At 56.3% G+C, this 25,370-nt stretch carries 21 protein-coding genes; 11 read left to right on the forward strand and 10 right to left on the reverse strand.

Annotated features, from left to right (window positions below):
* Positions 1 to 6 precede the first annotated feature (6 nt).
* The 3 genes from P1U45_RS10040 (at position 7) to P1U45_RS10050 (ending at position 5,316) form a co-directional block, all read left to right on the forward strand.
* Positions 7 to 813 carry a pseudouridine synthase gene (locus P1U45_RS10040; protein ID WP_366144993.1) on the forward strand — a complete coding sequence of 269 codons (807 nt, stop codon included), beginning with the start codon at positions 7 to 9 and terminating at the stop codon, positions 811 to 813.
* A 122-nt stretch (positions 814 to 935) separates the two neighbouring features.
* Positions 936 to 4,214 carry a S41 family peptidase gene (locus P1U45_RS10045; RefSeq protein WP_301058934.1) on the forward strand — a complete coding sequence of 1,093 codons (3,279 nt, stop codon included), beginning with the start codon at positions 936 to 938 and terminating at the stop codon, positions 4,212 to 4,214.
* Between the two features lie 85 nt (positions 4,215 to 4,299).
* Positions 4,300 to 5,316: a zinc transporter ZntB gene (locus P1U45_RS10050; protein WP_301058935.1), complete on the forward strand. Its 1,017-nt coding sequence runs from the start codon at positions 4,300 to 4,302 to the stop codon at positions 5,314 to 5,316.
* On the opposite strand, the gene rnhB is transcribed toward P1U45_RS10050, so the two are convergent.
* Entirely contained in the window at positions 5,313 to 5,897 is a 585-nt protein-coding gene (gene rnhB / locus P1U45_RS10055) for a ribonuclease HII (protein ID WP_293608420.1), read from the reverse strand. The genes P1U45_RS10050 and rnhB overlap by 4 nt on opposite strands.
* A 35-nt stretch (positions 5,898 to 5,932) precedes the next feature.
* On the opposite strand from rnhB, the gene P1U45_RS10060 reads away from it, so the two are divergent.
* Positions 5,933 to 6,907, forward strand: coding sequence for a quinone oxidoreductase (locus P1U45_RS10060; protein WP_301058937.1), 975 nt, complete (start codon positions 5,933 to 5,935; stop codon positions 6,905 to 6,907).
* Here the strand turns inward: P1U45_RS10060 and P1U45_RS10065 are convergent.
* Genes P1U45_RS10065 through P1U45_RS10075 form a run of 3 tightly spaced genes read right to left on the reverse strand, consistent with a single transcriptional unit; the run spans position 6,904 to position 8,794 of the window.
* Positions 6,904 to 7,806 carry a M23 family metallopeptidase gene (locus tag P1U45_RS10065; RefSeq protein ID WP_301058938.1) on the reverse strand — a complete coding sequence of 301 codons (903 nt, stop codon included), beginning with the start codon at positions 7,804 to 7,806 and terminating at the stop codon, positions 6,904 to 6,906. The genes P1U45_RS10060 and P1U45_RS10065 overlap by 4 nt on opposite strands.
* A gap of 5 nt (positions 7,807 to 7,811) precedes the next feature.
* Positions 7,812 to 8,030 carry a DUF2093 domain-containing protein gene (locus tag P1U45_RS10070; RefSeq protein WP_022694860.1) on the reverse strand — a complete coding sequence of 73 codons (219 nt, stop codon included), beginning with the start codon at positions 8,028 to 8,030 and terminating at the stop codon, positions 7,812 to 7,814.
* A 14-nt stretch (positions 8,031 to 8,044) separates the two neighbouring features.
* On the reverse strand, positions 8,045 to 8,794 hold the full coding sequence (locus P1U45_RS10075) for a CDP-alcohol phosphatidyltransferase family protein (RefSeq protein ID WP_301058939.1): 750 nt from the start codon (positions 8,792 to 8,794) through the stop codon (positions 8,045 to 8,047).
* Positions 8,795 to 8,991: 197 nt separating this feature from the next.
* On the opposite strand from P1U45_RS10075, the gene P1U45_RS10080 reads away from it, so the two are divergent.
* A complete protein-coding gene (locus tag P1U45_RS10080) occupies positions 8,992 to 9,999 on the forward strand; it encodes an aldo/keto reductase (RefSeq protein ID WP_301058941.1) in 1,008 nt (335 codons plus the stop codon).
* A 542-nt stretch (positions 10,000 to 10,541) separates the two neighbouring features.
* Here the strand turns inward: P1U45_RS10080 and P1U45_RS10085 are convergent.
* Positions 10,542 to 11,462 (reverse strand): hypothetical protein, encoded by a 921-nt coding sequence (locus P1U45_RS10085; protein ID WP_301058942.1) that lies wholly within the window; start codon positions 11,460 to 11,462, stop codon positions 10,542 to 10,544.
* A gap of 331 nt (positions 11,463 to 11,793) precedes the next feature.
* Between P1U45_RS10085 and P1U45_RS10090 the strand changes: the two genes are divergently transcribed.
* Positions 11,794 to 13,461 carry an AIPR family protein gene (locus P1U45_RS10090; protein ID WP_301058943.1) on the forward strand — a complete coding sequence of 556 codons (1,668 nt, stop codon included), beginning with the start codon at positions 11,794 to 11,796 and terminating at the stop codon, positions 13,459 to 13,461.
* A gap of 11 nt (positions 13,462 to 13,472) precedes the next feature.
* Here the strand turns inward: P1U45_RS10090 and uvrC are convergent, their stop codons facing one another.
* Positions 13,473 to 15,767 carry an excinuclease ABC subunit UvrC gene (gene uvrC / locus P1U45_RS10095; protein ID WP_301058944.1) on the reverse strand — a complete coding sequence of 765 codons (2,295 nt, stop codon included), beginning with the start codon at positions 15,765 to 15,767 and terminating at the stop codon, positions 13,473 to 13,475.
* A gap of 326 nt (positions 15,768 to 16,093) precedes the next feature.
* Here uvrC and P1U45_RS10100 point away from each other — a divergent pair, with 326 nt between their 5' ends.
* The gene (locus tag P1U45_RS10100) at positions 16,094 to 16,819 is read left to right on the forward strand and encodes a type II CAAX endopeptidase family protein (protein WP_301058945.1); all 726 of its coding nucleotides are present in this window, start codon (positions 16,094 to 16,096) and stop codon (positions 16,817 to 16,819) included.
* Between the two features lie 23 nt (positions 16,820 to 16,842).
* On the forward strand, positions 16,843 to 17,592 hold the full coding sequence (locus P1U45_RS10105) for a hypothetical protein (protein WP_301058946.1): 750 nt from the start codon (positions 16,843 to 16,845) through the stop codon (positions 17,590 to 17,592).
* A gap of 32 nt (positions 17,593 to 17,624) precedes the next feature.
* On the opposite strand, the gene P1U45_RS10110 is transcribed toward P1U45_RS10105, so the two are convergent.
* Entirely contained in the window at positions 17,625 to 18,128 is a 504-nt protein-coding gene (locus tag P1U45_RS10110) for a hypothetical protein (protein ID WP_301058947.1), read from the reverse strand.
* Positions 18,129 to 18,352: 224 nt separating this feature from the next.
* Between P1U45_RS10110 and P1U45_RS10115 the strand changes: the two genes are divergently transcribed.
* The gene (locus P1U45_RS10115; RefSeq protein ID WP_301058948.1) at positions 18,353 to 18,490 is read left to right on the forward strand and encodes a hypothetical protein; all 138 of its coding nucleotides are present in this window, start codon (positions 18,353 to 18,355) and stop codon (positions 18,488 to 18,490) included.
* Here the strand turns inward: P1U45_RS10115 and P1U45_RS10120 are convergent.
* Entirely contained in the window at positions 18,484 to 19,209 is a 726-nt protein-coding gene (locus P1U45_RS10120; protein WP_301058949.1) for a hypothetical protein, read from the reverse strand. The two genes, P1U45_RS10115 and P1U45_RS10120, sit on opposite strands and share 7 nt — an antisense overlap.
* A 274-nt stretch (positions 19,210 to 19,483) precedes the next feature.
* Here P1U45_RS10120 and P1U45_RS10125 point away from each other — a divergent pair, with 274 nt between their 5' ends.
* Both P1U45_RS10125 and P1U45_RS10130 read left to right on the forward strand, forming a co-directional pair.
* On the forward strand, positions 19,484 to 20,692 hold the full coding sequence (locus P1U45_RS10125) for a pyridoxal phosphate-dependent aminotransferase (RefSeq protein WP_301058950.1): 1,209 nt from the start codon (positions 19,484 to 19,486) through the stop codon (positions 20,690 to 20,692).
* Between the two features lie 165 nt (positions 20,693 to 20,857).
* Positions 20,858 to 21,322, forward strand: coding sequence for a Dps family protein (locus P1U45_RS10130; protein ID WP_293608433.1), 465 nt, complete (start codon positions 20,858 to 20,860; stop codon positions 21,320 to 21,322).
* 397 nt (positions 21,323 to 21,719) lie between these two features.
* On the opposite strand, the gene P1U45_RS10135 is transcribed toward P1U45_RS10130, so the two are convergent.
* Positions 21,720 to 22,619: a LysR family transcriptional regulator gene (locus tag P1U45_RS10135; RefSeq protein ID WP_293608434.1), complete on the reverse strand. Its 900-nt coding sequence runs from the start codon at positions 22,617 to 22,619 to the stop codon at positions 21,720 to 21,722.
* A 93-nt stretch (positions 22,620 to 22,712) separates the two neighbouring features.
* Positions 22,713 to 25,262: a TonB-dependent receptor gene (locus P1U45_RS10140; protein WP_301058951.1), complete on the reverse strand. Its 2,550-nt coding sequence runs from the start codon at positions 25,260 to 25,262 to the stop codon at positions 22,713 to 22,715.
* Positions 25,263 to 25,370: the final 108 nt, after the last annotated feature.

The following is a 25,370-nucleotide window of genomic DNA, read 5'->3' on the forward strand; positions in this document are numbered from 1 at the left end:
ACACTCATGAGTGATTTTGAGAAAACCTTCGACGGCGAAGAGCCGGTCCGCGTCAATAAATGGCTGGCCCAGTCCGGCGTATGTTCGCGCCGCGAAGCCGAAGGTCTCATCACATCTGGCACCGTCTTCATTGATGGCGAAAAGGTTGACGACGCGGGGCGCAAAATCCTTCCCGGCCAGACACTGACGCTGAACCGAAAGGGCGCAGAAACGCTCTCGTCCAAGCGTACCATTATGCTGAACAAGCCGGTGGGTTTCGTGTCCGCCACGCCGGAAGAGGATCAGATCCCCGCCATTCGCCTGCTGACCAATGAAAACCGCGTTGGCAAAGGCGCGCCGGTGCGCGGCAATGACAGTCTCGCGCCTGTCGGACGGCTTGATCAGGATTCACGTGGCCTCCTTATTCTGTCTGATGACGGCACCGTGGCTAAAGGCGTGATCGGCCCTGATGCCGATCTTGAGAAAGAGTATATCGTCCGCATTCGCGGTAAGATCACGGGCAAGAAAATGGCTTTGCTCCGCGAAGGTCTGGAACTGGACGGGCGCAAGCTGAAGCCTGCGCGCGTCACAGGCATTGCCGACCAGACGCTCCGTTTCGTTCTGCGCGAAGGGCGTAACCGCCAGATCCGGCGTATGTGTGACCTTGTTGAACTGCGTGTCATTGATCTCGTCCGTGTGCGGATTGGTGCGCTGAAACTGGGCGGTCTGAAAGAAGGCTGCTGGAAAGAGCTTCGATCACACGAAATTGAAGCCCTGCTTCGTAATCCGAGCCTTGAGGAGCTCAGAGGCAAAGGCCCTGAAAACAAGCGCTGATCGGGCGTTATGCAAGGGCAGTAAATTGCGCAGAACCCTGCGATATAAACAATTTGTAACCTTGATTATTATTGGTCAACGATATCAGATTGCCCGGCTGATTTGATTTTCCGGGGGTAGCTATGCGCTCATTTCTTATGTCGTCTCTCATTGGTTGCGCTGCATTCGCACTGCCAGCAACCGCACAGACGCAGGGGTATTACCAAACCCCGACTGCAAACGATAACGTTCTGATTTTTGCGAGCGAGGGTGACCTCTGGCAAACGAATGCGGCTGGTGGAACCGCCTTCCGCATGACAACGCATCCGGAAGCGGAGTCCTCGCCAATGCTGTCTCCGGACGGGGCATGGGTTGCGTTTCAGGCAAATTATGACGGGCCATCCGAGATTTATATCATGCCGGTTGCCGGTGGTGCGCCGCGTCAGGTGACGTTCGGCGGCGGCGGTGTCGCCCTGCGCGGCTGGACGCCGGACGGTGAGGTTCTTATCGCGAACCGCAACATTCCTGGCCCTGTGCAACGCATTCTGCAAACGGTTGATATCGACACGTTTGTCACGACGGATATTCCGCTGATGGAAGCCGATCAGGCCGCGTTCAACGAAGACGGCAGCACGATCTTCTTCACCCGCTATGGCCTTTCTATGTCCAACGACAACGCCGTTCAGTATCGCGGCGGCGCGATGGCGCAGCTCTGGCGTTATGACATGGGCTCGGATGTTGAGGCCACTCGTCTCGCCGCAGACCATGGCGCAGGCATGCGTCATCCGATGTACTGGAATGGCCGCGTCTATTTCGTTTCCGACAAATCCGGCTCTGATAATATCTGGTCCATGAGCGAAACCGGCGACGATGTGCGTCAGGAAACCAGCTCTGAACGCTGGCTGATGCGCCAGCCTTACATGCATGACGGTGTGATTTATTATCACCGCGGCGCTGACATCTACAGCTATGAACTGACCTCTGGCGAGACAGCTCTGGTGAGCCTCGCTCTGATTGGCGACGGCGACTATCAGCGCGAGCGCTGGCTGGATGATCCGCTGAACTATATGAGCTCGGCGCAAATCTCTCCTGAAGGCGATTCTGTCACGGTCACGGCGCGCGGTCATTTCGTGACAGCGCACCTGAATGATCGTCGCCGCATTGAATACACACTGCCGGAAGGTACGCGCGCCCGCGATGCCGTCGTCAGCGGTGATGGCGAATGGATTTATGCCTGGGTTGGCAATGAAGAGCGTCAGGAATTCTGGCGCTTCCCTGTGGATGGCTCTGGCGAGGGCGAAGTCCGCTATGCAAACCATGACGCATTTGCATGGGATATCGTGACAGTGCGTGACAGCGCGAACGTCGTCTTCCCGGACAAGGCGGGCCGCCTGATGCTGCTCGACCCTGAAGCGGGTACGATGACCGAAATCGATATGACCGAAAGCAGCAATGACAATGCGTTCTCCGGTTTCAACTTCACATCTGATGGCCGCTATATGGCCTATGAAATCAGTGACGCGCGCGATATCGCGCAAGTCGCGGTTTACGACTTCGAGACAGGTACGCGCACGGTTCTGACCGATGGTCGCTTCCCGTCCTACTCTCCGGCAATCGCCGAGGATGGCAGCTGGCTCTATTTCCTCTCCAGCCGCAATTATGATCCAAATCCGGGCTCTCCATGGGGTGACCGTAATATGGGCCCGGCCTTCAACGATCGCGATCTTGTCTATGCGCTTCAGCTTGATCCTGAGGCTGATTTCCCGTTCCAGCGTCCTGACGAACTGATGATGGAGGATGCGGACGCAGAGGAAGACTCTGATGAGGACGAAGCAGACGAAGAGGCTGAAGACGAAGGCGTCGTCATCGATTTTGATGGTGCAGCGTCTCGCCTCTGGCAGGTGCCGGTCAGCGCAGGCAATTATTCCAATCTCTCCGTCACCGGAAAACATCTCTATCTGATCGAACGTTCCGGTCGTTCTGGCGCGATCAAACGTATCGAGCTGACATATGACGAGCCTGAGCTGGAAACCTATACCAGCGGCGTGATGGGCTATTCGCTCTCCGGCGACCGGTCGACCATTCTGGTGGCAAAGCGGGGCGATCAGCCAAGCTTCTTCCTCGTGGACGCAGGTCAGGGCTTCCCGACAGATACGGGCCCCGCGCAGGTCAATCTCTCTGACTGGAAATTGCGTATCAATCCGGATGATGAGTGGGAGCAGATGGCTAATGATGCCTGGCGCCTCCACCGCGATTTTGCGTTCGACCCGAACCTTCGCGGCCTCGACTGGGAAACGGTCGGCGAGCAATTCCTGCCTTACGCAGAACGCATCGGCCACCGGACGGAACTCAACGACCTGATCTCTCAAATGTCTGCTGAGCTTGGCATTCTGCACAGCCAGATCCGTCAGGGCGATGTGCCGGAAGATGAAGAGAGCGGTGCGCCAGCCTTCCTTGGTGCGAGCTTTGCCCGCCATGCTGATGGCCTCGAAATTGTTGATCTTTACGAGCCGGAGCGTGACCTGCTCGATACGCTTGGTCCGTTGCAGCAGCCGGGCATGGACTTCCGCGAAGGCGATGTCATCACGGCGATTAACGGCACAGCGATCCGCACTGAAGCTGATCTCTCCCGCGCACTGGATCACCGCGCTGGTGAGCAGGTGCTTGTCACTTACGAGCGTAATGGCTCTGAGATGCGGGATATCGTAGAGCCGGTGTCCCGCCGCGGCCAAAGCGGCCTTTACTATCGTGACTGGGTTCAGACGAACCGAGATCGTGTTGCCGAAGCAAGCAATGGCGAGATCGGCTATCTTCACCTGCGCGCGATGGGTAGCGGTGACGTTGCGAGCTTCGCGCGTGATTTCTACGAGCATTTCGATAAGGACGGCCTGATCATTGATGTTCGCGGCAACCGCGGCGGCAATATCGATAGCTGGATCATCGGCACGCTTCTGCGTCAGGCCTGGGCCTTCTGGCAGAGCCCACATGGCGGCCCAGCATACACCAATATGCAGCAAGCCTTCCGTGGTCACCTCGTCGTTCTGATTGACGAGAACACCTATTCCGATGGTGAGAGCTTCTCTGCCGGTGTGAAGGCCCTCGACCTTGCACCTCTGATCGGTACGCGTACGGCAGGTGCTGGTATCTGGCTGTCTGATCGTAACCGCCTCGTGGATGGCGGTCAGGCGCGTGTGGCGGAATACGCCCAATATGGTCTGGATGGTCGCTGGCTCGTCGAAGGTTACGGCATCGGACCGGACATTGAGGTGGATACACCGCCGCTCGCGGCGTATCGCGGCGAAGACCACCAGCTTGATGAAGCTCTGCGGTATCTGGAACAGCAAATTGCGTCTGATCCAATTCCGGAACTGTCTCCTCTGCCAATTCCGCCGGTTGGCACACACGGACGCGACGTCGACTAAACGTCCCTCCGAACTCTGATCGTGAGCGGGTTCTGCCGGTGCAGAATCCGCTTGCTATTACCCTGATCGCGCATAGCTTCAGACTATGACCGAAGAAACTGATCAGGATCACCGCACAGAAGACGATATCCGTCACGGCTTGCTTTATAGCCGTGTTCTGGACGGCCATGGCGGCGCGCGTGAAGTCCATTGGCAGGAAGCCTGCGACTGGAAACCGGAAAAGCCCGGTGAAGTGCTCTGGATCCATCTGGACCGGTCCGCAGAAGGTATTCGTGAATGGCTGATGAGCCAGATTGGCCTGCCTGAAGCCACCGCTGATCTTATGGTGTCTCATGAAACCCATCCTCGTGCGTTTCAGGAAGAGGGCGCGCTGATCGCCGTTCTGCGCGGTATCAATTTTAACCCCGGTGCAAAGCCGGAGGATATGATTTCCATGCAGCTCTGGGCCGATGAGCATCGTGTGATCACGCTGCGCAGACGCCGGCTACAATCGCCTCGCGACGTGATGAAACAGCTCGATGCTGGCAATGGCCCGAAAACCGCTGGCGGGCTTGTGACGGAGATTATCGAGCAGCTTGTTGCGCGGATGAACAGAGCCATTCTCGACATGAATGATAAGCTCGATCATCTTGAGCAGATTGATTTCACGAAAGAACACGAGACCGCGCTGGACGATATCGCGGTCATTCGCCGGAACTGTCTGTCCCTCAAGCGGCATATGTCCCCGCAACATGAGGCTTTGTCCGCGATTGGCCGTGATGCGCCGAAATGGTTCAGCGATATGAACCGCCGCGATGTGCGCGAAGTGATTGCGCGCCTGCATCGTTATCTTGGTGACCTGGACGTTTCTAAAGAGAGCGCCATCCTTATTCAGGATGATATTGATAGCCGCGCGGCGAGCCAGTCGAACAAGACCATGTATCTTCTGTCCATCGTCGCCGCGATTTTCCTGCCGATGGGCTTTCTGACAGGGCTATTGGGCATCAATGTCGGCGGCATGCCGGGGGTTGATAACGCCAATGCGTTTATGATCACCGTGATCGCGCTGGTCGCTATTATGCTGCTGCAGCTCTGGGTCTTCCGCAAACTGAAGTGGCTTTAAGCAAAACGCCGCGCCGCCAGTGAAACCGGTTTGAAACTCATACGATGAACGGCGCAGGGGCCAAGCGTTGCGAGGGCCTCTGAATGGGCTTTCACGCCATAGCCTTTGTGCTTTGCAAAGCCATAGCCAGGATAGGTTTCGTCCAGCTCAACCATCAGCCTGTCGCGTGCGTTCTTGGCCAGAATGGACGCGGCAGAAATCTCGGCAATTTTACCGTCACCTTTGATAATCGCTTCGGCAGGGCAAGGCAGGCCTTGCGGCAGGTCATTACCGTCAATCTGGATGAAATCAGGCGTGATGCCGGTGTCTTCAATGGCGCGGCGCCAGGCGAGATGGGTCGCCTGGCGGATGTTCAACTCGTCTATTTCCTGTGGGCTGGCCCAGCCAAGTCCGAACGCCAGCGCCTTCTCACGTATCTCGGCTTCGAGGGCGACGCGCTTTTTCTCGGTGAGCTTCTTTGAATCGTTGAGGCCTGTAATCGGGCGATCCGGATGCAGGATCACAGCCGCTGCAGTAACAGGTCCGGCCCATGGGCCGCGGCCTGCTTCATCGACTCCGCAAAGAAGGTGTGATTTCGTCATGCCGAAATAAAGACGTGAGTCCCGGAGGTATTCAAATGGTGCAAGCCCGCGCAGTACGAGTTCATGAAAATGGTGGCCCTGAAGTTCTGAAGCTGGAGGATGTGGACGTCCGCGCGCCGGGCGCGGGTGAGGTGCTGATCCGGCAGACTGCCATCGGGCTGAACTTCATTGATACCTATATCCGTACAGGGCTGTACCCGACCAAACTGCCTGTAACGCCGGGCTTTGAGGGTGCTGGCGTGATCGAATCCGTAGGCGATGGTGTTGAAGGCCTGAGCGTTGGTGACCGTGTCGCTTACCCGACAATCACGGGCGCCTATGCGACCCATGTGTGTGATGTTGCCTCTAAAGTGGTTCCTATCCCTGATGGTGTGGCGGACGAAGACGCCGCCGCGCTGATGATGAAGGGGATGACGGCGTGGATGCTGTTGTTTGAGATCAAACGCGTCATGCCGGGTGATACGCTGCTAGTATGGGCTGCGGCGGGCGGCGTTGGATCGATTGTTGTGCGCTGGGCAAAGGCTCTGGGCGCAAATGTCATCGGCGTTGTGTCTACCGAAGAGAAAGCGGCGCGCGTCCGTGAAAATGGCGCAGACCATGTGCTGCTTCAGTCCGCCGATATCCCTGCCGAGGTGAAAGCGCTGACCGGCGGCAAAGGCGTGGACATTTCCATCGATGGCGTCGGTAAGGACAGCGCCATGGCGAGCCTGAATTCCCTGCGTCCGCGCGGCCTGTTTATCACCTATGGCAATGCGTCCGGGCCGGTTGATCCGATCCCGCCAGCGATCCTCAATCAGCGCGGATCACTGATGATGACGCGTCCGGGTCTGTTCCACTTCATCAACACACCGGAAAGCCTTGCGCGCGCGGCCAATGCCGTGTTCGGCGCGCTGAAAGTCGGTGCGATCAAAGCCGATATCGGCCAGCGCTATAAGCTGGAGGACATTGCGCAGGCGCATATTGATCTGGAGAGCCGTAAAACGGTCGGCTCGACGATTATTCAGCCTTAGTAGCCAATGTCGAGCAGAAGGGCCGGGTCGATATAGAAATCACCGCCGCGGTCATCGCTGGCGGTGTTGCGCCATTTGACAGACCAGTGCAGGTGCGGGCCCGTTGTGCGGCCCGTATTGCCGGTGAGCGCAATTTGCTCGCCAGCTTCGACGCGTTGGCCGGCTTCGACCTGAACTTCGCTCAGATGCATGAAGACCGAGACCAGCCCCTGGCCATGGTCGAGGAAGATCGCGCCGCCTTCATAATAGAGGTCGCCATCTGCCAGCGTGATCACGCCATCAGCCGGCGCGACCACAGGTGTGCCAACAGGGGTCGCAATGTCATAGCCACGGTGAACTGAAACGCTGTCACACGCTTCACCCGTGACGGCAGAAACACCGGTATAGCGACGTGTCGGGCCAAACGGAGACGACATCGGGCCTTCGGACGGGCGCGTGATGCCATTCCAGATGCCTGCGCCTTCGTTGAATTCCTGAAACGCAGCCTGTTTCTTCACCCAGCTACGGCCCGCATGGTCAATCTGTTCCTGCGTCCGCGCATCCACGCGGTCACAGTCAAGGCCCTCAAGAACGCGGAAATCATCATCGCGTGTTGCGAGGGTCAGGCTTTCGGTGAAGCGTTCGCCATTGCTGGTGAAGCGCAGGGTGACGTCGGGTTCTGCATGCTGTGCGAGGCCAACGCTGGCGCGGCCATCTGCATCAAACACGGCAACTGCGCCGCCATTCATATAGACCGTTGTGCCCGGTTCGCCGGTGCAGAGCAGAAGTCCGCCCTGCTGGATGGCGCCCGCATTACAGGTCGGCGTTATCGTTTCCTGCGCCGAGGCCGTGACAGCGTTTCCGCCTTCTGGAGAGGTGGCGAGGATAGCGAGAATTGGCAGGGCAATCAGGCGCAGCATTCAAATCAACCTTCGTCTTGTTTCGTCACCATGGCCTGATTTGCGGCAGCCGCATCGGCATAAGGTTGCTGCAGATCAATGCTCCAATAGCGAAGCTCTGTCAGCGGGATCTGCTTGCCCGTAACAGCGCAGACGACGAAGTCGCCTTTTTCAACAATGTTGAAGGTCGCGTCGGTGTATCGGAGTTTAGCCTCACCCGGGAGGCGCGGAGTTTGATTTAGCATAGCGATAGTATGACCTAGTTCGTGTCGGTGTTGAAGGTGTCTTGCACAGTCGTGTCGGCGCTTGGGGCGGGGGTGATGTCCTCAGCTTCCGGCTTTCTGAAACGCATGAAGATAATTCCGGCAAGATAGACCACGCCGGTATAAGCCGAGAGCGAAGCCGTTGCCCACAAGACCACAGTCCAGATTGACAGATAATTGGAGAGGAACGGATCGGGCGTTTCTGCCAGCGCCATCAGAAGCAGGAAGACGGCGATCAGGATCATCTCGATAAAGGTCTTCATCTTCGCGACGAAGTTCACCTTCATGGCATCTGCGCCGAGCCCGATAAAGCGAAGCACCGTAATCAGCACATCGCGGCCGACAATCACCAGAACCGGCAGAGCGATTGGCCACGGCCAGCCGCTTGTCCATGCGAGTGTGAGCAGAGGCACGCCGACAAAGATCTTGTCCGCAATCGGGTCCAGCAGACGACCGAATTTGCTCTCTACGCCCCAGCGGCGTGCCAGAAATCCGTCGAAGAAATCGGTGACCGCCGATAGCGTAAAAATCACAAACGCCACATGGCCCCAGAAGGTGCGGAAATTGGAAATCATCTCCTGATGGATGAGGCGGGTTTCCATATCCACACGCGGAGAGCTGACAATCTCTAAGAGGCTCGCTTCTTTTCCAGCCACCATGAAGATGATGTACGCCACCACCACGCCCAGGACGCATCGCATCAGGGTGAGGGCATTGGGAAGCCAGAAGAGAGGGTGTCTGCGCATGGCTTCTAAGTAGGCCTGATTGGGTTTCGCGAACATAGCTGATCGCAGATTTTTTTACGTTTCTTCCGGTGCCGCCCGCGTTAGGTGCCGGAAACGGCTTCAAAACTTTTTTACTGGTTTGCCGACGCGCAATGCTGCACCCTGTCAGCTCAATGCATTGAATGAGGCGCTGGCCGATGCCAGCCCGTGGAGGACTTATGCAAAAGCGCGCTGTTGGACCCTTTTCTGTAAACCCGGTCGGTCTTGGCTGCATGAACATGATGCACGCCTATAACGACCCGATCTCTGAGGAGGCGTCAGACAAGCTGCTCAACCGCGCACTCGACCTTGGCTATGATTTCTTTGACACGGCAACGCTTTACGGTTTTGGCGAGAGTGAGCGCCGCATCGGTAAGTTCCTCAAACACCGCCGCGACGAGTTCGTGCTCGCCAGCAAATGCGTGCTCGGCTTCAAGGATGGACAGCGCACGCTGGATGCCCGTCCTGAAAGCATTATCGCAGCCTGCGAAGCGAGCCTTCAGCGCCTGCAGACGGACGTAATTGACCTCTATTACATGCACCGTCCGGACCCGCGCGTTCCGATTGAAGACTCCGTTGGCGCGCTGAAAACGCTGGTCGAGCAGGGCAAGATCAAGACGATCGGCCTGTCTGAAATGTCTGCCGACATGCTGCGACAGGCGGCGGCTGTTCACCCGATTGCGGCCATGCAGTCTGAATACTCTCTCATTGCGCGTAACCCGGAAATCGCGGTCATCGACGCGTGTAAGGAACTCGGCACGGCGCTGGTCTCCTTCTCGCCGGTCGGGCGCGGTATCTTCTCGCAAAAGCCGCTCGTGCCATCAGAGTTCGTCGACAGCGATATGCGCAAAGCGAACTTCTTCCCGCGCGTGAACGACCCGCACTTCTCGGAGAATATGAAGCTCGTCGCCAGCGCGCGCGAGATTGCAGACGGCGTCGGCTGCTCTCTGCCTCAGCTCGCCATTGCCTGGGTGCTCGCCAAGGATGAGGAGATCGTCACCATTCCGGGCACGAAGGATATCACCCATCTGGAAGACAATTGGGGCGCGATGAATGTCACCCTCAATGCCGCATCGGTGGCCCAGCTGGACGAGATATTTGCGCCAGAAAACATCTCCGGTCCGCGCTATAGCGAGATGGGCCAGAAGTCTGTCACGACCGAGATGTATGAGTTTGAGAAGGTTTAGTCTTTCGCTCATTCCCGCATAGGCGGGAATCTGGCTCGGTCTTGTGGAACGAGGTCCCTGCCTGCGCAGGGACGAGCGGAGATAAGGCGGGTTTATCGTCCTTGAAACTGTCATCCCGGGCGAAGACCCGGGACCCAGAAAATAGTCTTCTTATACTGGGTCCCGGATATGCCCTCCGGCCATTCCGGGATGACAATTTTGGTGATTAGCGGGCAGCCTTGAGCGCGACCCATCGCGTAGGCGGAGCCGTAGCGGGCGGTCAAAGAATAAAAATCACCAGCACAAGCGACCGCGCAGGCGTTGTTTGTTTTGTGTGCTCGGGCTTGTCGTTCGTGAACTCTCTCGCCCTGCGCCTTCGCGTTGCTCGGGATGGGCACCCTACAAACAATGTTGTTTATTGATCTCACGCCGGTTCGCTTTGCTCACGGCTCCGATGGGGCGGGCTCACGCCCGTCGGCCGGTCGGCCTCTGATTGGAGCCCCACACAAGCGACCGCGCAGGCGCAGGGCCAGCGAGGCAACGAGCGTACGGCCCGAGCACCATCACAACAAAAACACACCCGGGCGAGGCGGCTTCCACCGGTCAAACTCTGGCAGGCGTAGCCTCGGGTCGGGGCCGGGCGGAAAGCCTGCTGCGCCGAGGCCCTCACTCGCCATCAGATGGAGCGAGGTGAGGTCGCCTCTTTCATCCTCCAGCTTGTCGGCAGAGGCCCAGAGCTCTTCCGGTGCTAATACGGAGTGAAGGGAGGAGAGGTATAATGGATTGTTGTCATCCCGGACGCTTTGCATAACGGAGTTGTGCAATGCTGATCCGGGGCCTGACACGAGGGCCGGTGCGGTTTCAGGTCCCGTATCTGCAAGGCACCGCTCTGCGCTGCATTGCGCACGGGATGACATTTTCACCGTCAGCGCGCGGCCCGCGAGGCGTTCTGCCAGCACATCAGCGCGCAATAGCACGCGGGAGAGGCGGCCATAGCGCGCCAGAAGATAGCGGGCATCTACCGGTTCAAAACGATCCGGCATCAGCGTGTAAGGGCGCTTGCCGCCGCGGGATTTGCGGCGCGATTTGCCCTCAATTACCGGCGTGGTGATGGAGAACGGGCTGAGGCGCACCTTACCGGACAGCGCGACGCGCAGCTCACGGTCCTGACGACGAATAATAATGGACGGGCCAGCCGGGTCTGCCTCACCACGCGGGCGGAGGTTAAGCGACTGGGGTTTTACCAGGCCGCGCTCGATCAGCTCTGCTGCCAGAAACAGGATAAAGCATCGCATCTGATGCTCCAGCCGGCGGATATGGAGGAGCAGCCCGTCCATAAAGCCGCGCTGTATTTTCGGTGTGTCTTTGGTGTCGTCTACATGGTCACGGGCATGGCGCTCATGGCGCGCAATATACGTCTCCAGCCGCGCTGCAATGTCTGCAGGGGCTCGGGAGGGTGGGGTATATGCGCTCGCCTCGGTCATGAGGGAGAGTATGGAGCAAGCGCGCAGGCGTTGGATTGTTTTTCTTCCAAAATGCAGAAACCCCGGACGTCACAGCGCGACGATCCGGGGTCCAGTATTGTTTGGCTGGGTCCCGGTCTTGCTTGCTCAGGGCTGCGCAAACCGGGATTTCTGAGGCGAGAGAAAGGGTAGGGTGGATTCGCGGTAAGCGGAATCCATCATTCTGGCCGGTTCGTGCTGGTGCATTACGACATGCGTCCAAGCACCCTATGTGTCTGAGTTTAGCGTTGAAGCGGGGGCTTACGTCCACTAGCCTTAGAATCTTATTACATGAAAATGAGAAGTGGCATCTATGGCAAACGTCAATAAGCTGGATTTTAATGCGGTCGATCAAAAGATTAGTTTGGTGCTGGATGCCTACGAAAACGTAGATACTCGTAGCAAAGCTCTAAGCATAGTTTTTGTTGAGGCGTATTTGGAGGTTGATGTTGAAGACGCAATTGATGCCATAACGGATGGCGGAAATGATCGGGGTTGCGATGCACTTTTTATAGATGACAGCGACAGCCGCAACGACATACATATTATTCAGACCAAGTGCGTTCAGAATTTTGAAAATTCAAAGAAAAATTTTCCCTCGAATGAAATCGACAAGGTCGTTTCTTTCGTTTCAGATTTGCTAAGTGAGGACATGGATGCGTTCGCAGGCGTGAATGCTCAACTACGCCGTAAAATTCACGATGCTTTAGTTACTCTGGAACGACCGAATGCAAAAATCTATGTTCACTTTGTTGGGAATACTGCACCGATAATTAGTTCTGAAATATCAAGAGCACGAGCCGTATTTAGCAGATATAACTCTGTTAACCTTGAAATGCATGACCTTGAGGACTTATCAGACTTTTTCATTACAAAACAACAGCCTAAGTTCAATAAAGAGCTTAAAGCTGTTGATACAAATCATTTCGCGCGCACCGATTCAAACGTTCGAGGGATGGTTTGTACCGTCGAAGCGACTGACCTCGTTGAGTTCATCCGCTCTGAAGAAAATCCTGAGGTCGTTGAGCACCGAGTTTTCGACCAAAACGTTCGAGTTTTTTTGAAGCGGACAAACGCGATCAACCGTAAGATTATTGAGTCGGCGCTGTCGGACGACAATCATATGTTTTGGTATAAAAACAACGGTATTACAATAACTTGCGATAAATTTCTACCAAGCCCGATGAAACGGAATCCTACAATTGGACTGGAGAACGTTCAGATTGTGAATGGAGGGCAAACGTCAAACTGCCTGTTCCTTGCGGCGAAAGAAGACGCTTCCAAAGTCGAAGATGTATTACTCTTGGTTAGGATTATCGAGACTACTTCGGAGGATGTTAAAGCAGCGATTGCGGAGTCTACTAATAGCCAGACCCCAATCAAAGTACGAGACCTTCGAGCGAACGATAAACAACTAAGAATTTTAGAAGAACATTTTTCTGGTTGGGGACTTTTCTTCGAGAGAAAGCATAATCAATTTGTGGATCAACCCGCGGCGGCGCGAGTGGATGCACTGGAGGCTTCACAAGCCTACCTAGCTTACGGTGTGGGACTTCCTGAAGTCGCAAAAAAAGACCGTGGGCGAATTTTTGGAGACTTGTATGAGACGGTATTCTCTGACGATGTCTCTGCTGAAAAGCTTCTCTTTTGTTTCAAATTAATAAAAGAAATCAACCTCCTAAAGAAAGATGTGCGGCGGAAAATTAAAGATGGAGTGGTGTTGGGAAGTGGAGAGATGGCACTTATTGACGGATCTTTCCATGTGATGTTTGCAGTAAAGCAAGTTCTTATTCGAGATAGTAGCGATGAGTGGGATATCGAAAAGGCCCGCGAGGCAATCCCGTTGGCGACTCGAGTTGTGCGAGGGCTTTATGCAAACCGCGAGATGTTCGACGCAAACTTCTCTTCGAACCGTTTTTTCAAAGAAGCGCGCACAAAGGAAATAATTGCTCAAGAAGTCGCTTCAGCTGGACCGCAGTAGCATTGATGCCACTAACTCCCATGAAAATAATTATAAATCCGTTCGGCGAGGGCCTGACTGACGCCATCCACCGTGGCGATGTCTGACAGTTTGGCGCGGGCAATCGCCTTAGCCGAGCCAAACCGGTGGAGCAGCGCCTTCTTCCGCGCAGGGCCAATGCCCTCAATCTCGTCCAGCGGGTTCTTGCGGATATCGGCCGAGCGGCGCGTACGGTGCGCGCCAATCGCCCAGCGGTGCACCTCGTCGCGTAGACGCTGCAGGTAGTACAGCACCGGCGCGGTTTCCGGCAGCATGAAGGGCGCTTTGTCCGGCCGGAAAAACTTCTCGCGGCCTGCATTCCTGTCCGGCCCTTTGGCGATAGACACCAAAGTCACATCCTCATGCGACAGGCCAAGCTCCTGCAGCGTCTCCATCACAGCATGGAGCTGGCCCAGACCGCCATCAATCAGCACAAGGTCGGGATAGTTTGGGGAGGATTTGAGTTTGTCTCTTCTTGATTGGTTTTGCTCGCCAGCCGTTCCTCCAGCTTCGCTGTTCGGGCTGGCTGCGCCTGCGTGGTCACTTGTGGAGTCAGATGAGCTGGCTTCGGCGCTTGTGGTGTCATCTTGGTTTTGACCGCCCGCCTCGGCTTCGCCTTCGCGATGGGTCGCGCTCAGGGCTGTTTTATTTTCTTGCTCGACGGCGTTTCCTTGACCTTCGGTCGTCGGGCCGTCTGCGCCTTCGCGCTTGCTCGTGGGGTGAGATGAGCTGGCGTCGGTGCTATCTTGTTCTGTGTCAGAGTTTCCGCCGATCCCAGTGGAGGCTGGGATCCATGCCTTTGAACTATCACCCGGCGTGTTGTCAGTGCTCTGGCCTGGACCCCAATCTTCATTGGGGGCGGCGGTGTTGGACTTGAGATCGAGACCGGCTTCCTTGATCAACCGTGAGAACCTGCGGCGCATGACTTCGCGCATCATGCCATAGTCATCGCCCGGCTCTATGTCCGAATCCTTGATGTTAAACTTGCGGTACTGGTTCTTCTCAAAGCCTTCCGGGCCGGCGACAATCATGCCGCCCACAGCGTTCGAGCCCTGAATGTGCGAGTTATCGTAAGCCTCGATACGCTTTGGCGTCTCAGGCAGGTCGAACACTTTGCGCACCTCTTCCAGAAGACGCGCCTGACTGGCCGTTTCTGCGAGCTTGCGGCTGAGCGCCTCGCGCGCATTGTTGAGCGCCTGAACCACCAGCTCCCGTTTGCCGCCGCGTGACGGTTTGCGTACTTCGATCTTCCGGTCGGCGCGCAGGGCGAGCGCATCCTCGATCAGCTCGATCTGGGCCGGTTCATGGCTCGTCAGAATGAGCTTTGGCGGCGGGCGTTCATCATAGAACTGCACGAGGAAGGCGGCGACGATCTCTTCCGGCGTCGCGTCGCGTTCGTGCTTTGGATAGAAGGCCTTGGTGCCCCAGTTCTGGCCCGAGCGGTAGAAGAAGACCTGCATACAGGACTGGCCGCCATCCACGGCGAGGGCAAACACATCTGCCTCTTCCACGCCTTCCGGGTTGATATCCTGCGTGGCGCGCACGGCCGCAATGGCGCGGATACGGTCTCGCAGGCGGGCGGCCTGTTCAAATTCGAGGTTTTCCGCCGCCTTTTCCATATCTGCGGCCAGCTCTTCATGCAGGCTGACCACCTTGCCGCGCAGGAAGTCTGCCGCCTGATCGGCCAGCGCCTGATAGTCTTTCTCTGAAATCAGATCGACGCAGGGCGCAGCGCAGCGCTTGATCTGGTGCAGCATGCAGGGGCGGGAGCGCTGCTCGAACACGGTGTCCTCGCAGGTGCGCAGGAGGAAGGCTTTCTGCAGCGTGTCCAGCGTGCGTGTGACGGAGCCTGCGCTGGCGAACGGGCCGAAATAGTCGCCCTTATGCTTTTTGGAGCCGCGATATTTCAGGATTTGCGGGGCAGGGTGATCGCGCCGGATGAGGATGTAGGGGAAGCTCTTATCGTCGCGCAGAAGGATGTTGAAGCGGGGTTTCAGCCGCTTGATGAGGTTGGCTTCCAGCAGCAGCGCTTCGGTCTCTGTCTCGGTGACGACGAATTCCATGGATGCGGTGAGCGAGATCATCAGCGCGATACGCTGGGTGTGGCCGCCCAGCTTGGCGTAATTGCTCACCCGGTTTTTCAGATTCTTCGCCTTGCCCACATAGAGCACCTCACCATCGGCGCCGAACATGCGGTAAACGCCCGGCTTGCCGGGCAGCCGGGTGAGATTGTCCTTGATGACCTCAACGCCGTTCGGGCGGACCGGTTGCGAGTTGTTATGCGCCATGTCTGTTGGTGTATCTCGCTTCGCTGCGGGCGTCACGCGCCGTGGCGTTCAGATATAGGGCATGCTGACAGCTTCGGGAGGGGAGCGCCGCACGCGGCTGTGGAGAGTCGCTGTCGCGGAGGCGTCGTCGTGGCAGGGGAATGCGCTGTATCGACGGTTAAGCTTCACTTTTCATATTGAAAAACGATATTTTATATTGAAAAACAATATGAATGTGTTAGGTAGCCCATCCCATAGACATACTTGCTTCTGTTGCTCCGGATCATCGCAGGGAGATGAATTCGCTCATATTGGCGGCACGGCGCGGAAATAATGAAAGACATAAAATGACATCTGAATCACTGCGCGAGCCCGCGCCGCCCAGTCGCCTGACCGCTCTTATTGAAGTGGTCGCGTTCGTGGCGATCGCAATCATTTCCAAGCTGATTGTGGACCAGTTTATCTGGAAATTTTCCGGACCGATCACGCTGATCGGCACATTGGTACTCATCACCATCTATATGCGCTTTAAAGGCATGAAATGGTCTGACATGGGCCTGCGCGGCCTGCCAGGATGGAAGTCCAAACTGCTGGTCCTGCCGCAAATCCTGCTGATGGCTGTGGTTTTCGCAGCTTCGGTTTTCTTCTTTACGCAGGCGCTGCCGGCAATGGGCGTCGAGTTTATGGCGGACGATGCAGAAGGCGTGAACGAGCGATGGGGCAATATTGAAGGCAATCTTCCTGTCTATCTGCTCTGGCTCGGTATCGTCTGGACGTCTGCGGCCTTTGGTGAGGAGATGTTCTTTCGCGGGTTCCTGATTACCCGTCTGGAAGCTGTGTTCCGCGGCATGCGCTTCGCGGCCATTCCGGCTGTGGTTATCCCCGCGCTGATCTTCGGCTATGGCCATTTCTATTATCAGGGCTGGAGCGGTCTGGTTATGACCGGCGTGATCGGCCTGATTTTCGGCAGCCTGTTCCTCGTCTATAAACGTAACCTCTGGCCGCTGATCATCTTTCATGGCCTGATTGATACGCTGGGTATGACGGCGATGTATTTGGGCATTGATGCGTAAAATGCCCGCGGGGGGAGGCAAAGATGATTGGTCCGGATCTCGATCTGAATGAGAAGAACCTTGTCGGCGCGATAGACCGGCTGGTGGTGAATGTCGGCCTCGCCTTTCTCAGCGTCATTCCGACCCTGTGCCTGCTGATTGCCATGCCAGGCCGGTTGTCCGGACTTCTGACCGAAGACGAGCCGGATGGCCGGAAGGGACTCATTCTCGCCCCGGGCATCTTCTTCATCGCGGCCGTCACACTGGCGCTTCTTTTTGCGGGCGTTCTGGCGACGCCTGGCACGATCGAGACGAATTCCGGTCTGATCGGCCCTGCATATGCGAAAAGCGTCAGCCTCGCCGTCTCAGAAGGTGATGTCTGGAAAGCTGCCTCGCTCATCGGACCGATCTACGTTCTGAGTGTCTTTGCAGGAGGGCTTGGCCGCTGTTTCGGGGTGTTGGCCGGACCTGCCTGGACACTCAAGACCAGTCTTCGCGCCAGCCTGTATCACATGGCAACCGCCGTCTGCTGGATCATCATCTCCGGCGCTGTGATTTACGCTACGGTGGGGCCGCTGGAGCCGGGAACGGCTGAGGTATTGTTCAGCATCAGCACTATTGTGGCGTTCCTTTTACCCGTCTGGCAATATTTCTGGTTCTTCCGGCGGACATGTGACCTTTCGGTTGTGCGGTCTTCTCTGCTTGCCATCGGACAATTCGCAATCATCGTTGGGGTTGTCGGCGCACTGGTAGCGACCTCGGTCGCGATCACGCCCGCGGCTGGGGTGGGGTGATCGCGGCGGAGGCTAAAACCGTGTCCGGCGTATCAGCGCTCTTCCATGAAGGGCGGATAGACCTCCCGGCGTCCCATGTTCTGGGCTTCGCGAACCATGTCTTCAGGTTTCAGGCCGAGAACCTGCTCCCAATAGGCCATAAGTGCGCCGCGGGCTTCGGCGAGCTTGGCGCGCGCTTCCATGATAGCCACGACAGAATCAGCATCTGTCGCAAACTGTGCATAATAATTCAGATAGCCTTCGTGCATGGTGAGGAGGGCGTTCGCCGTCTGAACATCTTCTGCGGTCAGGCCTGCGCCTTCGACCACCATGTCGATCACTTCCTGCGCGAAGTTCTGGATGCGCCAGACCTGATCCTGGAAGAAGGCCGGTGTGACCTTGCCGGAACCGTCAGCGCCGGTCGCGCGGCCAGCCGTGATGCGGCCGCTCCACTCCATCAGGAGCTCACCGAGCGGAGAGACTTCTGCGCGTGCTGGCTGAGAAATGGAAAGTGTGAGCGCGCCCGCAAGTGCGGCGGCCAGAAGGTGTCGTTTCATGCTGTCCCCGTGCATGTATGTGAATCGAGCCGCGATGTTATCTTCTGCGCGCGCCGGAGCAATGAAAATACTGCTTAAAGTAGCTAAACTTATCCACAGGCGGCATCAAGCTTGCAAGTTTCAACCTGAAGCATTTGAATTTCTCAGTTTGGAACAGAGCGATTTTAGTCGAGATTTATCCGATATTCGCCGCTTTAGGGGTGGGGGCGTTTTCCGGAAGCCGGTTGGTTGAAGGACCGGGCAAGGGCACGTTGCAGGCCCTCGCCATGGTCATGCTTCTGTCCGCCCTCGGACTATCTATCGTCTACCTGTTGCAGGCGGTCGGGGCCTTCCCGTTTCAAAACACTTACGCCAATCAGTAGTCAGGCAGAACGGTAGTCAGGCTAGTCGGGATGACCGTGTAATTATACGGGATGTAGAAGATCACATTTACATTGTCTGTGTTCTGCCACTGCATGCGCCCGTCAATGCCGGTCAGGATGACGCGATAGTTGTTGCCCAACGTCGAAGTGACGTCTTCCACCTCTTCAAGGATAAGATCGATCACTTCACCGCGGTACTGATCCGGATCGACGACGCTGACCGTCGGTCCGCCGCGTGTATCAACGGTCGCGCGGCCTTCTCCCTCAACCAGATTTGCAAACTGTTCCAGCCGTTGGACCAGCGGTTGGATGTTGGAAATATCCTGAGGAATGGGGGTGCGAAGCACCAGATTGGCAACGGATGTGTCAGGCCGTGAGCCTGAGGACAAAGGCAGCTCTTCGGTGGACTCAAGCGGATAGATCAGGCCATTCACATCGATACTGATGGAAATATCATCATAGTCGGTGGCCTGAGCGAGAAGAGCATCGACTGTGGTCTCGATCTCGGTTCTGCGCAGGGCGTAGTCGCGCGAATCGCTTGAGACGATGACGTCGATGATCAGGAAGTCGCCTTGTCGTTTCAGATAAACGCCCGGTGTGGAAATGCGCGCGCCTGTCACGACAACTGATTCTTGTCTGTATTCCTGCGCCGCAGCGGTAGAGCCGATGCCCGACATGAACGTGCAGGCCGCAAGAATGCCGTATCCAATAAACTTCATTTTTATTCCCCCGACCTTCGCAAATTATGTGCTCACTTTGTAAGCCGTTTCTCGATGGGTCAACCGCAAGGTGAGCCGGTGGGAGAGGAGTTGTGCTTCATTCAAGCAATCCGGGGGCGGATCATTTCAAACGGCACGCTGTTGCAGAATTACCCAAATTTCCAGGTCTGACGCTTCCGCGACGTAATGGCCCATGCCGAGCCTTGGTTTTTCGTTGGCGTATCTGATTACGTGAGTATAGTGCCCGCGACTTTAACGGGGAGAACGATACATCATGTCTAACCTGCAACTGAGTGAAGCCGTAAATCGTGTCCAGCCATCTGCGACGATTGCCGTCAGCAATAAGGCTATGGAACTCAAACGTCAGGGTATTGATGTTATTGGTCTCGGCGCGGGCGAGCCGGACTTCGATACGCCAGACAATATCAAGGAAGCCGCAATCAAGGCGATCCATGACGGCAAGACGAAATATACGCCTGTCGACGGTATCCCGGAGCTGAAAGAAGCGATTGTTGCCAAGTTCAAGCGCGACAACGAGCTGACTTACACCAATTCGCAGGTGACTGTGGCGCCGGGCGGTAAACCGATCATCTTCAACGCCTTCCTCGCGACACTTAATGCAGGGGATGAAGTTATCATTCCTGCGCCATACTGGGTGTCTTACCCTGAAATGGCGATCATGTGTGGCGGCACGCCAGTGCCTGTCGCGTGTGGTGCAAACCAGAATTACAAGCTGACGCCTGAGGCTCTGGAAGCTGCGATCACGCCGAAAACCAAATGGCTGATCCTGAACTCTCCGTCCAACCCGACAGGTGCGGCTTACACAAAAGCCGAGCTGCGTGCGCTGGCGGACGTGCTTCTGCGTCACCCGCAGGTCTGGATCCTGACAGACGATATGTATGAGCACCTCGTCTATGACGGGTTCGAATACTTCACGATCGCTCAGGTCGAGCCGGGCCTCTATGACCGCACGCTCACCATGAACGGTGTGTCTAAAGCGTATGCGATGACAGGCTGGCGTATCGGTTATGCAGCGGGTCCGGACAAGCTGATCGGCGCTATGCGCAAGGTGATCAGCCAGACAACATCAAACCCATGCTCTATCTCTCAATGGGCATCAGTCGAGGCGCTGAACGGCCCGCAGGACTTCCTGGCGGAGCGTAATGAGGTCTTCAAAACGCGCCGTGACCTGGTGGTCGCAGAGCTGAACAAAGCAGAAGGCCTGCACTGCCCGACACCTGAGGGCGCGTTCTATGTTTACCCGTCTTGCGCAGGTGCGATCGGCAAAACCAGCCCGGGCGGCGTTCTGATCGAGAATGACGAAATTTTCGCAACCGAGCTTCTGCAGCACGGCAATGTGGCGGTTGTGTTCGGCGCGGCCTTTGGTATGGGCCCTGCCTTCCGCGTGTCCTACGCGACGTCTACCGAGGCGCTGACGGAAGCGACGAAGCGTATTCAGAATTTCTGCGCCAGCCTGAAATAGGACCGCGCTTTAAATCAGACTGAAAAGGCCCGCTATAAAGCGGGTCTTTTTATATCTGTATCTCGCATTAAAAATCTTTATATTAGTAATTGCTATTATTAATTTTAAATTCCGGAACTGATCCCTTATCTTGAGTGTTGAGACTTAAAGAGAAAGGGTCACAAAATGTACAATCCAACAGAGCTTTCTGCCGACGACCGCGCGCGCCTCACTGCTGCGCTGAAATCCGTCATGGGCGACACGTATGCGCTGTATGTGAAGACACACGGCTACCACTGGAACGTCACCGGTCCGCGCTTTAAATCGCTGCACGAGATGTTCATGGAGCAATACACAGAGCTGTGGACTGCGCTGGACGAGATCGCTGAGCGCATCCGTACGCTGGGTGAGTTTGCGCCGGGTTCGACCGAGCAAATCCTCGAGAATGCGACGATCAAGCCGGACAATTCCCAACCGGACGCGGACTCTATGGTCGAAAACCTCGCCAAAGGTCATGACATGCTCTCAACCACGCTGAAAAAGGCACTGGATGTAGCTGACGAGATTGGCGACGATGTGACAGTCGACCTGTTCACACAGCGTATGACGGTCAGCCAGAAAACAGCCTGGATGCTAAGGTCTAGTCTTTAGGTTTATTGCCTCACGCCGCGTGGTGGGCTCAGGGCTGCGTTTCTTGTTTTGCTCGAACGCGTCTCCATCGCCTGCGGCTCCAGGCGTTCTGCGCCAGCGCTCTTGCTTGTGATTTGCCAGCGCAAGTCCAGGTGAGGCTCCAGAGCCAGATCAGAAAACGTATCAGCCGCGAGGGTTATCCTTCGCGGCTTTTTCGTGTGCGCAATGTCCGGAAAAAAGAAAAGCCGGGCAGCTATGAAAAGCGCCCGGCGTAAAGTGGTGTCTCGGGGAGGAAACGCCCAATCTGGAGATCAGGCTGCATGATGAGACGTCATGCACAGGCATCAATTTACTTTTTCACTCAGCTTTTACAACACGCAATTGCGGGCTGGTGATATGCTGAAATGCATGGCTTCCGTTAGTCGTTCTCCGTTGCGCGGAATTCAGAGATCTCGCTCGTCACGAAATCGCGGAAGGCGGCGATGCGGTTGGAGCGCCGTAAATCGCTCGGATAGATGAAATAGAGGTCAAAGTGCGGGCCCTTCATACCGGGCAGCACTTTGACGAGATTTGAGTTTTCCGGGATCATATAGTCCGGCAGGTCGGCTACGCCGAGGCCAGCTTCAGCGGCCCGAACCATGCCGATAACATTGTTCACGGTGAGACTGGCCTCACGCGGTGGCCGGTCATCGCGGCCGACACGTTGTGCCCAGTTGGCGTGGTGCATTGGAGAAATCTGCTCGCCATAGACGATGATCCGGTGGTTATCGAGGTCCTGCGGGACTTCCGGCGTGCCGTATTTTTCCAGATAGGACGGCGCAGCATAGAGGCTGGTATTCACCGAGGAGAGCTTGCGCTGGATGAGATCTGCCTTATCAGCCGCCCAGAGGCGGATCGCGCATTCGGCTTCCAGCTTCAAAAGGTCGTATTCACGGTCATCCAGATAGAGGTGCAGGTGAATATCAGGGTGTAGGTCTGCAAATTTCTGCAGGCGGCTGACCAGCCATGTGGAGCCGAACGCAATGGGTGCAGTGACGGTGAGGTCGCCTTGCGGGCGGTCCATCGCGTCTTTCACCACATTGTGCGCCACAGATGCCGCACGGGCCATGTCTGTTGTGGCGGCGTGAAGCTTGATGCCAGCGTCAGTGAGAACAAGGCCACGGGCGTGTCTCTGGAAGAGAGGCACGCCAATACCTGACTCAAGAGCGGCAATCTGACGAGAAACAGCAGACTGGCTGATTTTCAGCCTGTCGCCCGCTGCGGTGAGGCTGCCAGTTTCAGCAGCCGCATGAAAAGATCGAAGTTTATCCCAGTCCATGCAAAATCGATGACCCCTTTTGCGCAAATTTGCAATAGGAAAGGGCGCAGTTACCTGCGCCCTTTGGAATACTAGTTATGCATTTTTGATATATCAGAAACGCTTGGTGACTGTCACGCCATAAGTCGCAGGCTGGTTCGGATAGCCCGATACAGAGCCTGCCTGAGCTACGGACGGGAATGTCTCGATCAGATATTCGTCGTTGAACAGGTTGCGGCCCCATACGGACACACGCAGATCATTTTCAAAGTTGATACCTGCTGCAGCGTTGAAGACGTTTACGTCACGCTGCTGGCGCGGATCGTTCACATCCCAATCAAGGTGGGTTTCTGACTCATACTGATAGTCCGCGCGAACATATGCATCCTGACCGGTTGGCAGGGTGAAGTCATATGTGCCGGAGAATGAGAGGTATGTGTCTGAGATGCCTGCTGGCGCTTCACCAGAGACATCACCCGCCGGAGAGTTCACGAACTCATCATAGACAGGGTCAAGGAATGTACCTGCCGCAACGAGGCGGAGGCCATCGATCGGTGTCCATGTGACGTCAACTTCCAGGCCGGTTGTAGACTGTACGCCCGCATTAGTGAGCGCGAAGCCAGTGCCGGTGAAGGAGTTGGACTGGAAGCCTTCGATTTCCTGATCGAAGATCGCAAGGTTCACTGCCACATTGTCGAACTGGGCTTTGAGGCCGATTTCGAACACTGTGGAGTCCTCAGGACCAGCATATCGTGTACCGGTTGTGAGGTTTGGAACAGACAGACCAGCTGCGTTCAGAGCAGGGATGTCGCTCGCGAACGGACGTGAGTCACGTGAGAGGTTCCAGGAGCTCGCCTTGAAGCCTGTCGCATAAGACGCATAGACGTTGATATCGTCTGTCAGGTCGTATGCTGCACGCAGCGTGTAGGTGAAGGCATCGTCTGCTGTAGAGCCGTTCTCGACCGCGTTCGGATAGTTCACGAATTGCGGGAAGAATTGCAGCGCCTGCAGACCGAGCAGCGGGTTCACTGCAGGGTTTGAGTCGTTTGCATCAGCGAAGGCCTGAGCGCCCGCCTGAATTTGCGCAAACTGCGTTGGGAACGCACCAGCAAATGCCGCGACAGCTGCAGGATCCTGCGGGTTCACGCCTGCGCCTGCGAGTGTCTGGGCGAATGCTGTCTGGAACAGAACGTTGTTACCAATGCTGACAAAGTCGAGCGCAGAGAACGTGTCTGTGCTGACAACGTTTGCGGACGCATCTTTGCGGTCGTCTGTGTAGTTGAAGCCGACAGTCAGTGTCAGACGGTCTGTGACATAGGCATCAACCGTACCGAAGAGGGACCATGCATTGTTGTCCTGAGAGTATGTCTCGAACATGCCCTGGCCAGCCTGACCGAATGTCGTGCCAACCGGCAGGCTGAGCAGAGCTTCAACCTGACCATAGCCGCCGCCAGACAGGAAGTCTGCGTAGCCGCGAAGGTCCTGACCGTAAGTGATCGTGCTGTCGATATCGACGGTCTCGTCGAAATAGTAACCGCCGACCATCCAGTCATAACGTTCGCCGCCTGTGCTTGCGAGGCGAACTTCCTGAGTGATGGTCTCAATCTCTGTGTTGTTAGAGAAACGACCGATCAGGTCTGCGCTTGTGAAGTCAGCGTCAGAATTGGACGCAAAATCAGACACCCGATACGCAGTGATGGAAGTCAGTTCAGCAAAGCCGAGATCGTAATCGACCTGACCGGACACACCCCAGTTTGCGATGTCGTTGGTTGGCGCGAAGTTGCTGTAAACTTGATAGGAGAACGGGTCTTCAGGGTCGATTGCGCCGCCAAGACCGAAGATTGCCGCACCGGTTGGACCGTTGGTGACGTTGCCCGCCGCACAGCAAAGCTCGTCAATCTGGTCATAGTCTGCAATCAGGCGGACAGACATGTCTTCGTTCGGAAGGAACAAAAGCTGGCCGCGAAGACCCCAGCGGTTACGCTCGTTGACGTTCTGGTTGATGCCCAGATCTTCAACATAGCCGTCGCGCTGGTTCATATTGCCAGACAGGCTGTAAGCGATGGTGTCTGTGATCGGGCCGGTAATGCTACCAGCGACGCGGAACAGATCGTAATTGCCCATAGAGGCTTCGATGCTGCCCTGCTGCTCGAACTGAGGTTCCTGCGTGATGATGGAGATTACACCAGCAGAGGCGTTCTTACCGAACAGGGTAGATTGCGGGCCGCGCAGAACTTCCACGCGCTCCAGGTTTGGCAGGTCGGCAATCGCCGCAGCAGAGCGGGAGCGGTACACGCCGTCAATGAAGACACCAACGGATGGCTCGACGCCGGCATTGTTATCGCCATTACCAAAGCCGCGAATACGGAAGGCTGTCTGTGCCGCAGACTGGAACTGGTCTACGCGCAGGGACGGGACAACTGCCTGAAGGTCGGCGAGATCGAGAATCTCTGCCTGATCAATCGTTGTGTTGTCGACAACAGAAACAGCTACAGGAATGTCCTGAAGTGTCGCTTCGCGTTTTGTGGAGGTTACGGTGACGGTCTGGAGGCGACGGTTATCTTCCGCGCTCTCATCTTCTTGCGCCACAACTGAAGGGGCTGTCAGGCCACCGAGTACCAGCACGCTGGCGCTAAGCGCCAGCAGTTTAATTTGGGGTTTCACGTTTGATTTCCTCTTTCCTCAAATCGCCAGCGTGTCGCTGATCGTATTCTATGCGGCGTAGTCCACTACTTTCGCTGAACTTTCGCAAGCATGGTATATGAAGATTTT

Origin of the sequence: Ponticaulis sp. (assembly GCF_029210165.1) — a bacterium.
Classification (GTDB): Bacteria; Pseudomonadota; Alphaproteobacteria; order Caulobacterales; family Hyphomonadaceae; genus Ponticaulis.

Coding starts and splice junctions, on each gene's coding strand:
- P1U45_RS10075 (WP_301058939.1), bottom strand. CDS start 8,794: ATGCGCAGACACCCTCTCTTCTGGCTTCCCAATGCCCTCACCCTGATG.
- P1U45_RS10120 (WP_301058949.1), bottom strand. CDS start 19,209: ATGAAGTTTATTGGATACGGCATTCTTGCGGCCTGCACGTTCATGTCG.
- P1U45_RS10060 (WP_301058937.1), top strand. CDS start 5,933: ATGGTGCAAGCCCGCGCAGTACGAGTTCATGAAAATGGTGGCCCTGAA.
- P1U45_RS10105 (WP_301058946.1), top strand. CDS start 16,843: ATGATTGGTCCGGATCTCGATCTGAATGAGAAGAACCTTGTCGGCGCG.
- P1U45_RS10080 (WP_301058941.1), top strand. CDS start 8,992: ATGCAAAAGCGCGCTGTTGGACCCTTTTCTGTAAACCCGGTCGGTCTT.
- P1U45_RS10070 (WP_022694860.1), bottom strand. CDS start 8,030: ATGCTAAATCAAACTCCGCGCCTCCCGGGTGAGGCTAAACTCCGATAC.
- P1U45_RS10085 (WP_301058942.1), bottom strand. CDS start 11,462: ATGACCGAGGCGAGCGCATATACCCCACCCTCCCGAGCCCCTGCAGAC.
- P1U45_RS10135 (WP_293608434.1), bottom strand. CDS start 22,619: ATGGACTGGGATAAACTTCGATCTTTTCATGCGGCTGCTGAAACTGGC.
- P1U45_RS10130 (WP_293608433.1), top strand. CDS start 20,858: ATGTACAATCCAACAGAGCTTTCTGCCGACGACCGCGCGCGCCTCACT.
- P1U45_RS10045 (WP_301058934.1), top strand. CDS start 936: ATGCGCTCATTTCTTATGTCGTCTCTCATTGGTTGCGCTGCATTCGCA.
- uvrC (WP_301058944.1), bottom strand. CDS start 15,767: ATGGCGCATAACAACTCGCAACCGGTCCGCCCGAACGGCGTTGAGGTC.
- P1U45_RS10090 (WP_301058943.1), top strand. CDS start 11,794: ATGGCAAACGTCAATAAGCTGGATTTTAATGCGGTCGATCAAAAGATT.
- P1U45_RS10110 (WP_301058947.1), bottom strand. CDS start 18,128: ATGAAACGACACCTTCTGGCCGCCGCACTTGCGGGCGCGCTCACACTT.
- P1U45_RS10065 (WP_301058938.1), bottom strand. CDS start 7,806: ATGCTGCGCCTGATTGCCCTGCCAATTCTCGCTATCCTCGCCACCTCT.
- P1U45_RS10125 (WP_301058950.1), top strand. CDS start 19,484: ATGTCTAACCTGCAACTGAGTGAAGCCGTAAATCGTGTCCAGCCATCT.
- rnhB (WP_293608420.1), bottom strand. CDS start 5,897: ATGACGAAATCACACCTTCTTTGCGGAGTCGATGAAGCAGGCCGCGGC.
- P1U45_RS10040 (WP_366144993.1), top strand. CDS start 7: ATGAGTGATTTTGAGAAAACCTTCGACGGCGAAGAGCCGGTCCGCGTC.
- P1U45_RS10100 (WP_301058945.1), top strand. CDS start 16,094: ATGACATCTGAATCACTGCGCGAGCCCGCGCCGCCCAGTCGCCTGACC.
- P1U45_RS10050 (WP_301058935.1), top strand. CDS start 4,300: ATGACCGAAGAAACTGATCAGGATCACCGCACAGAAGACGATATCCGT.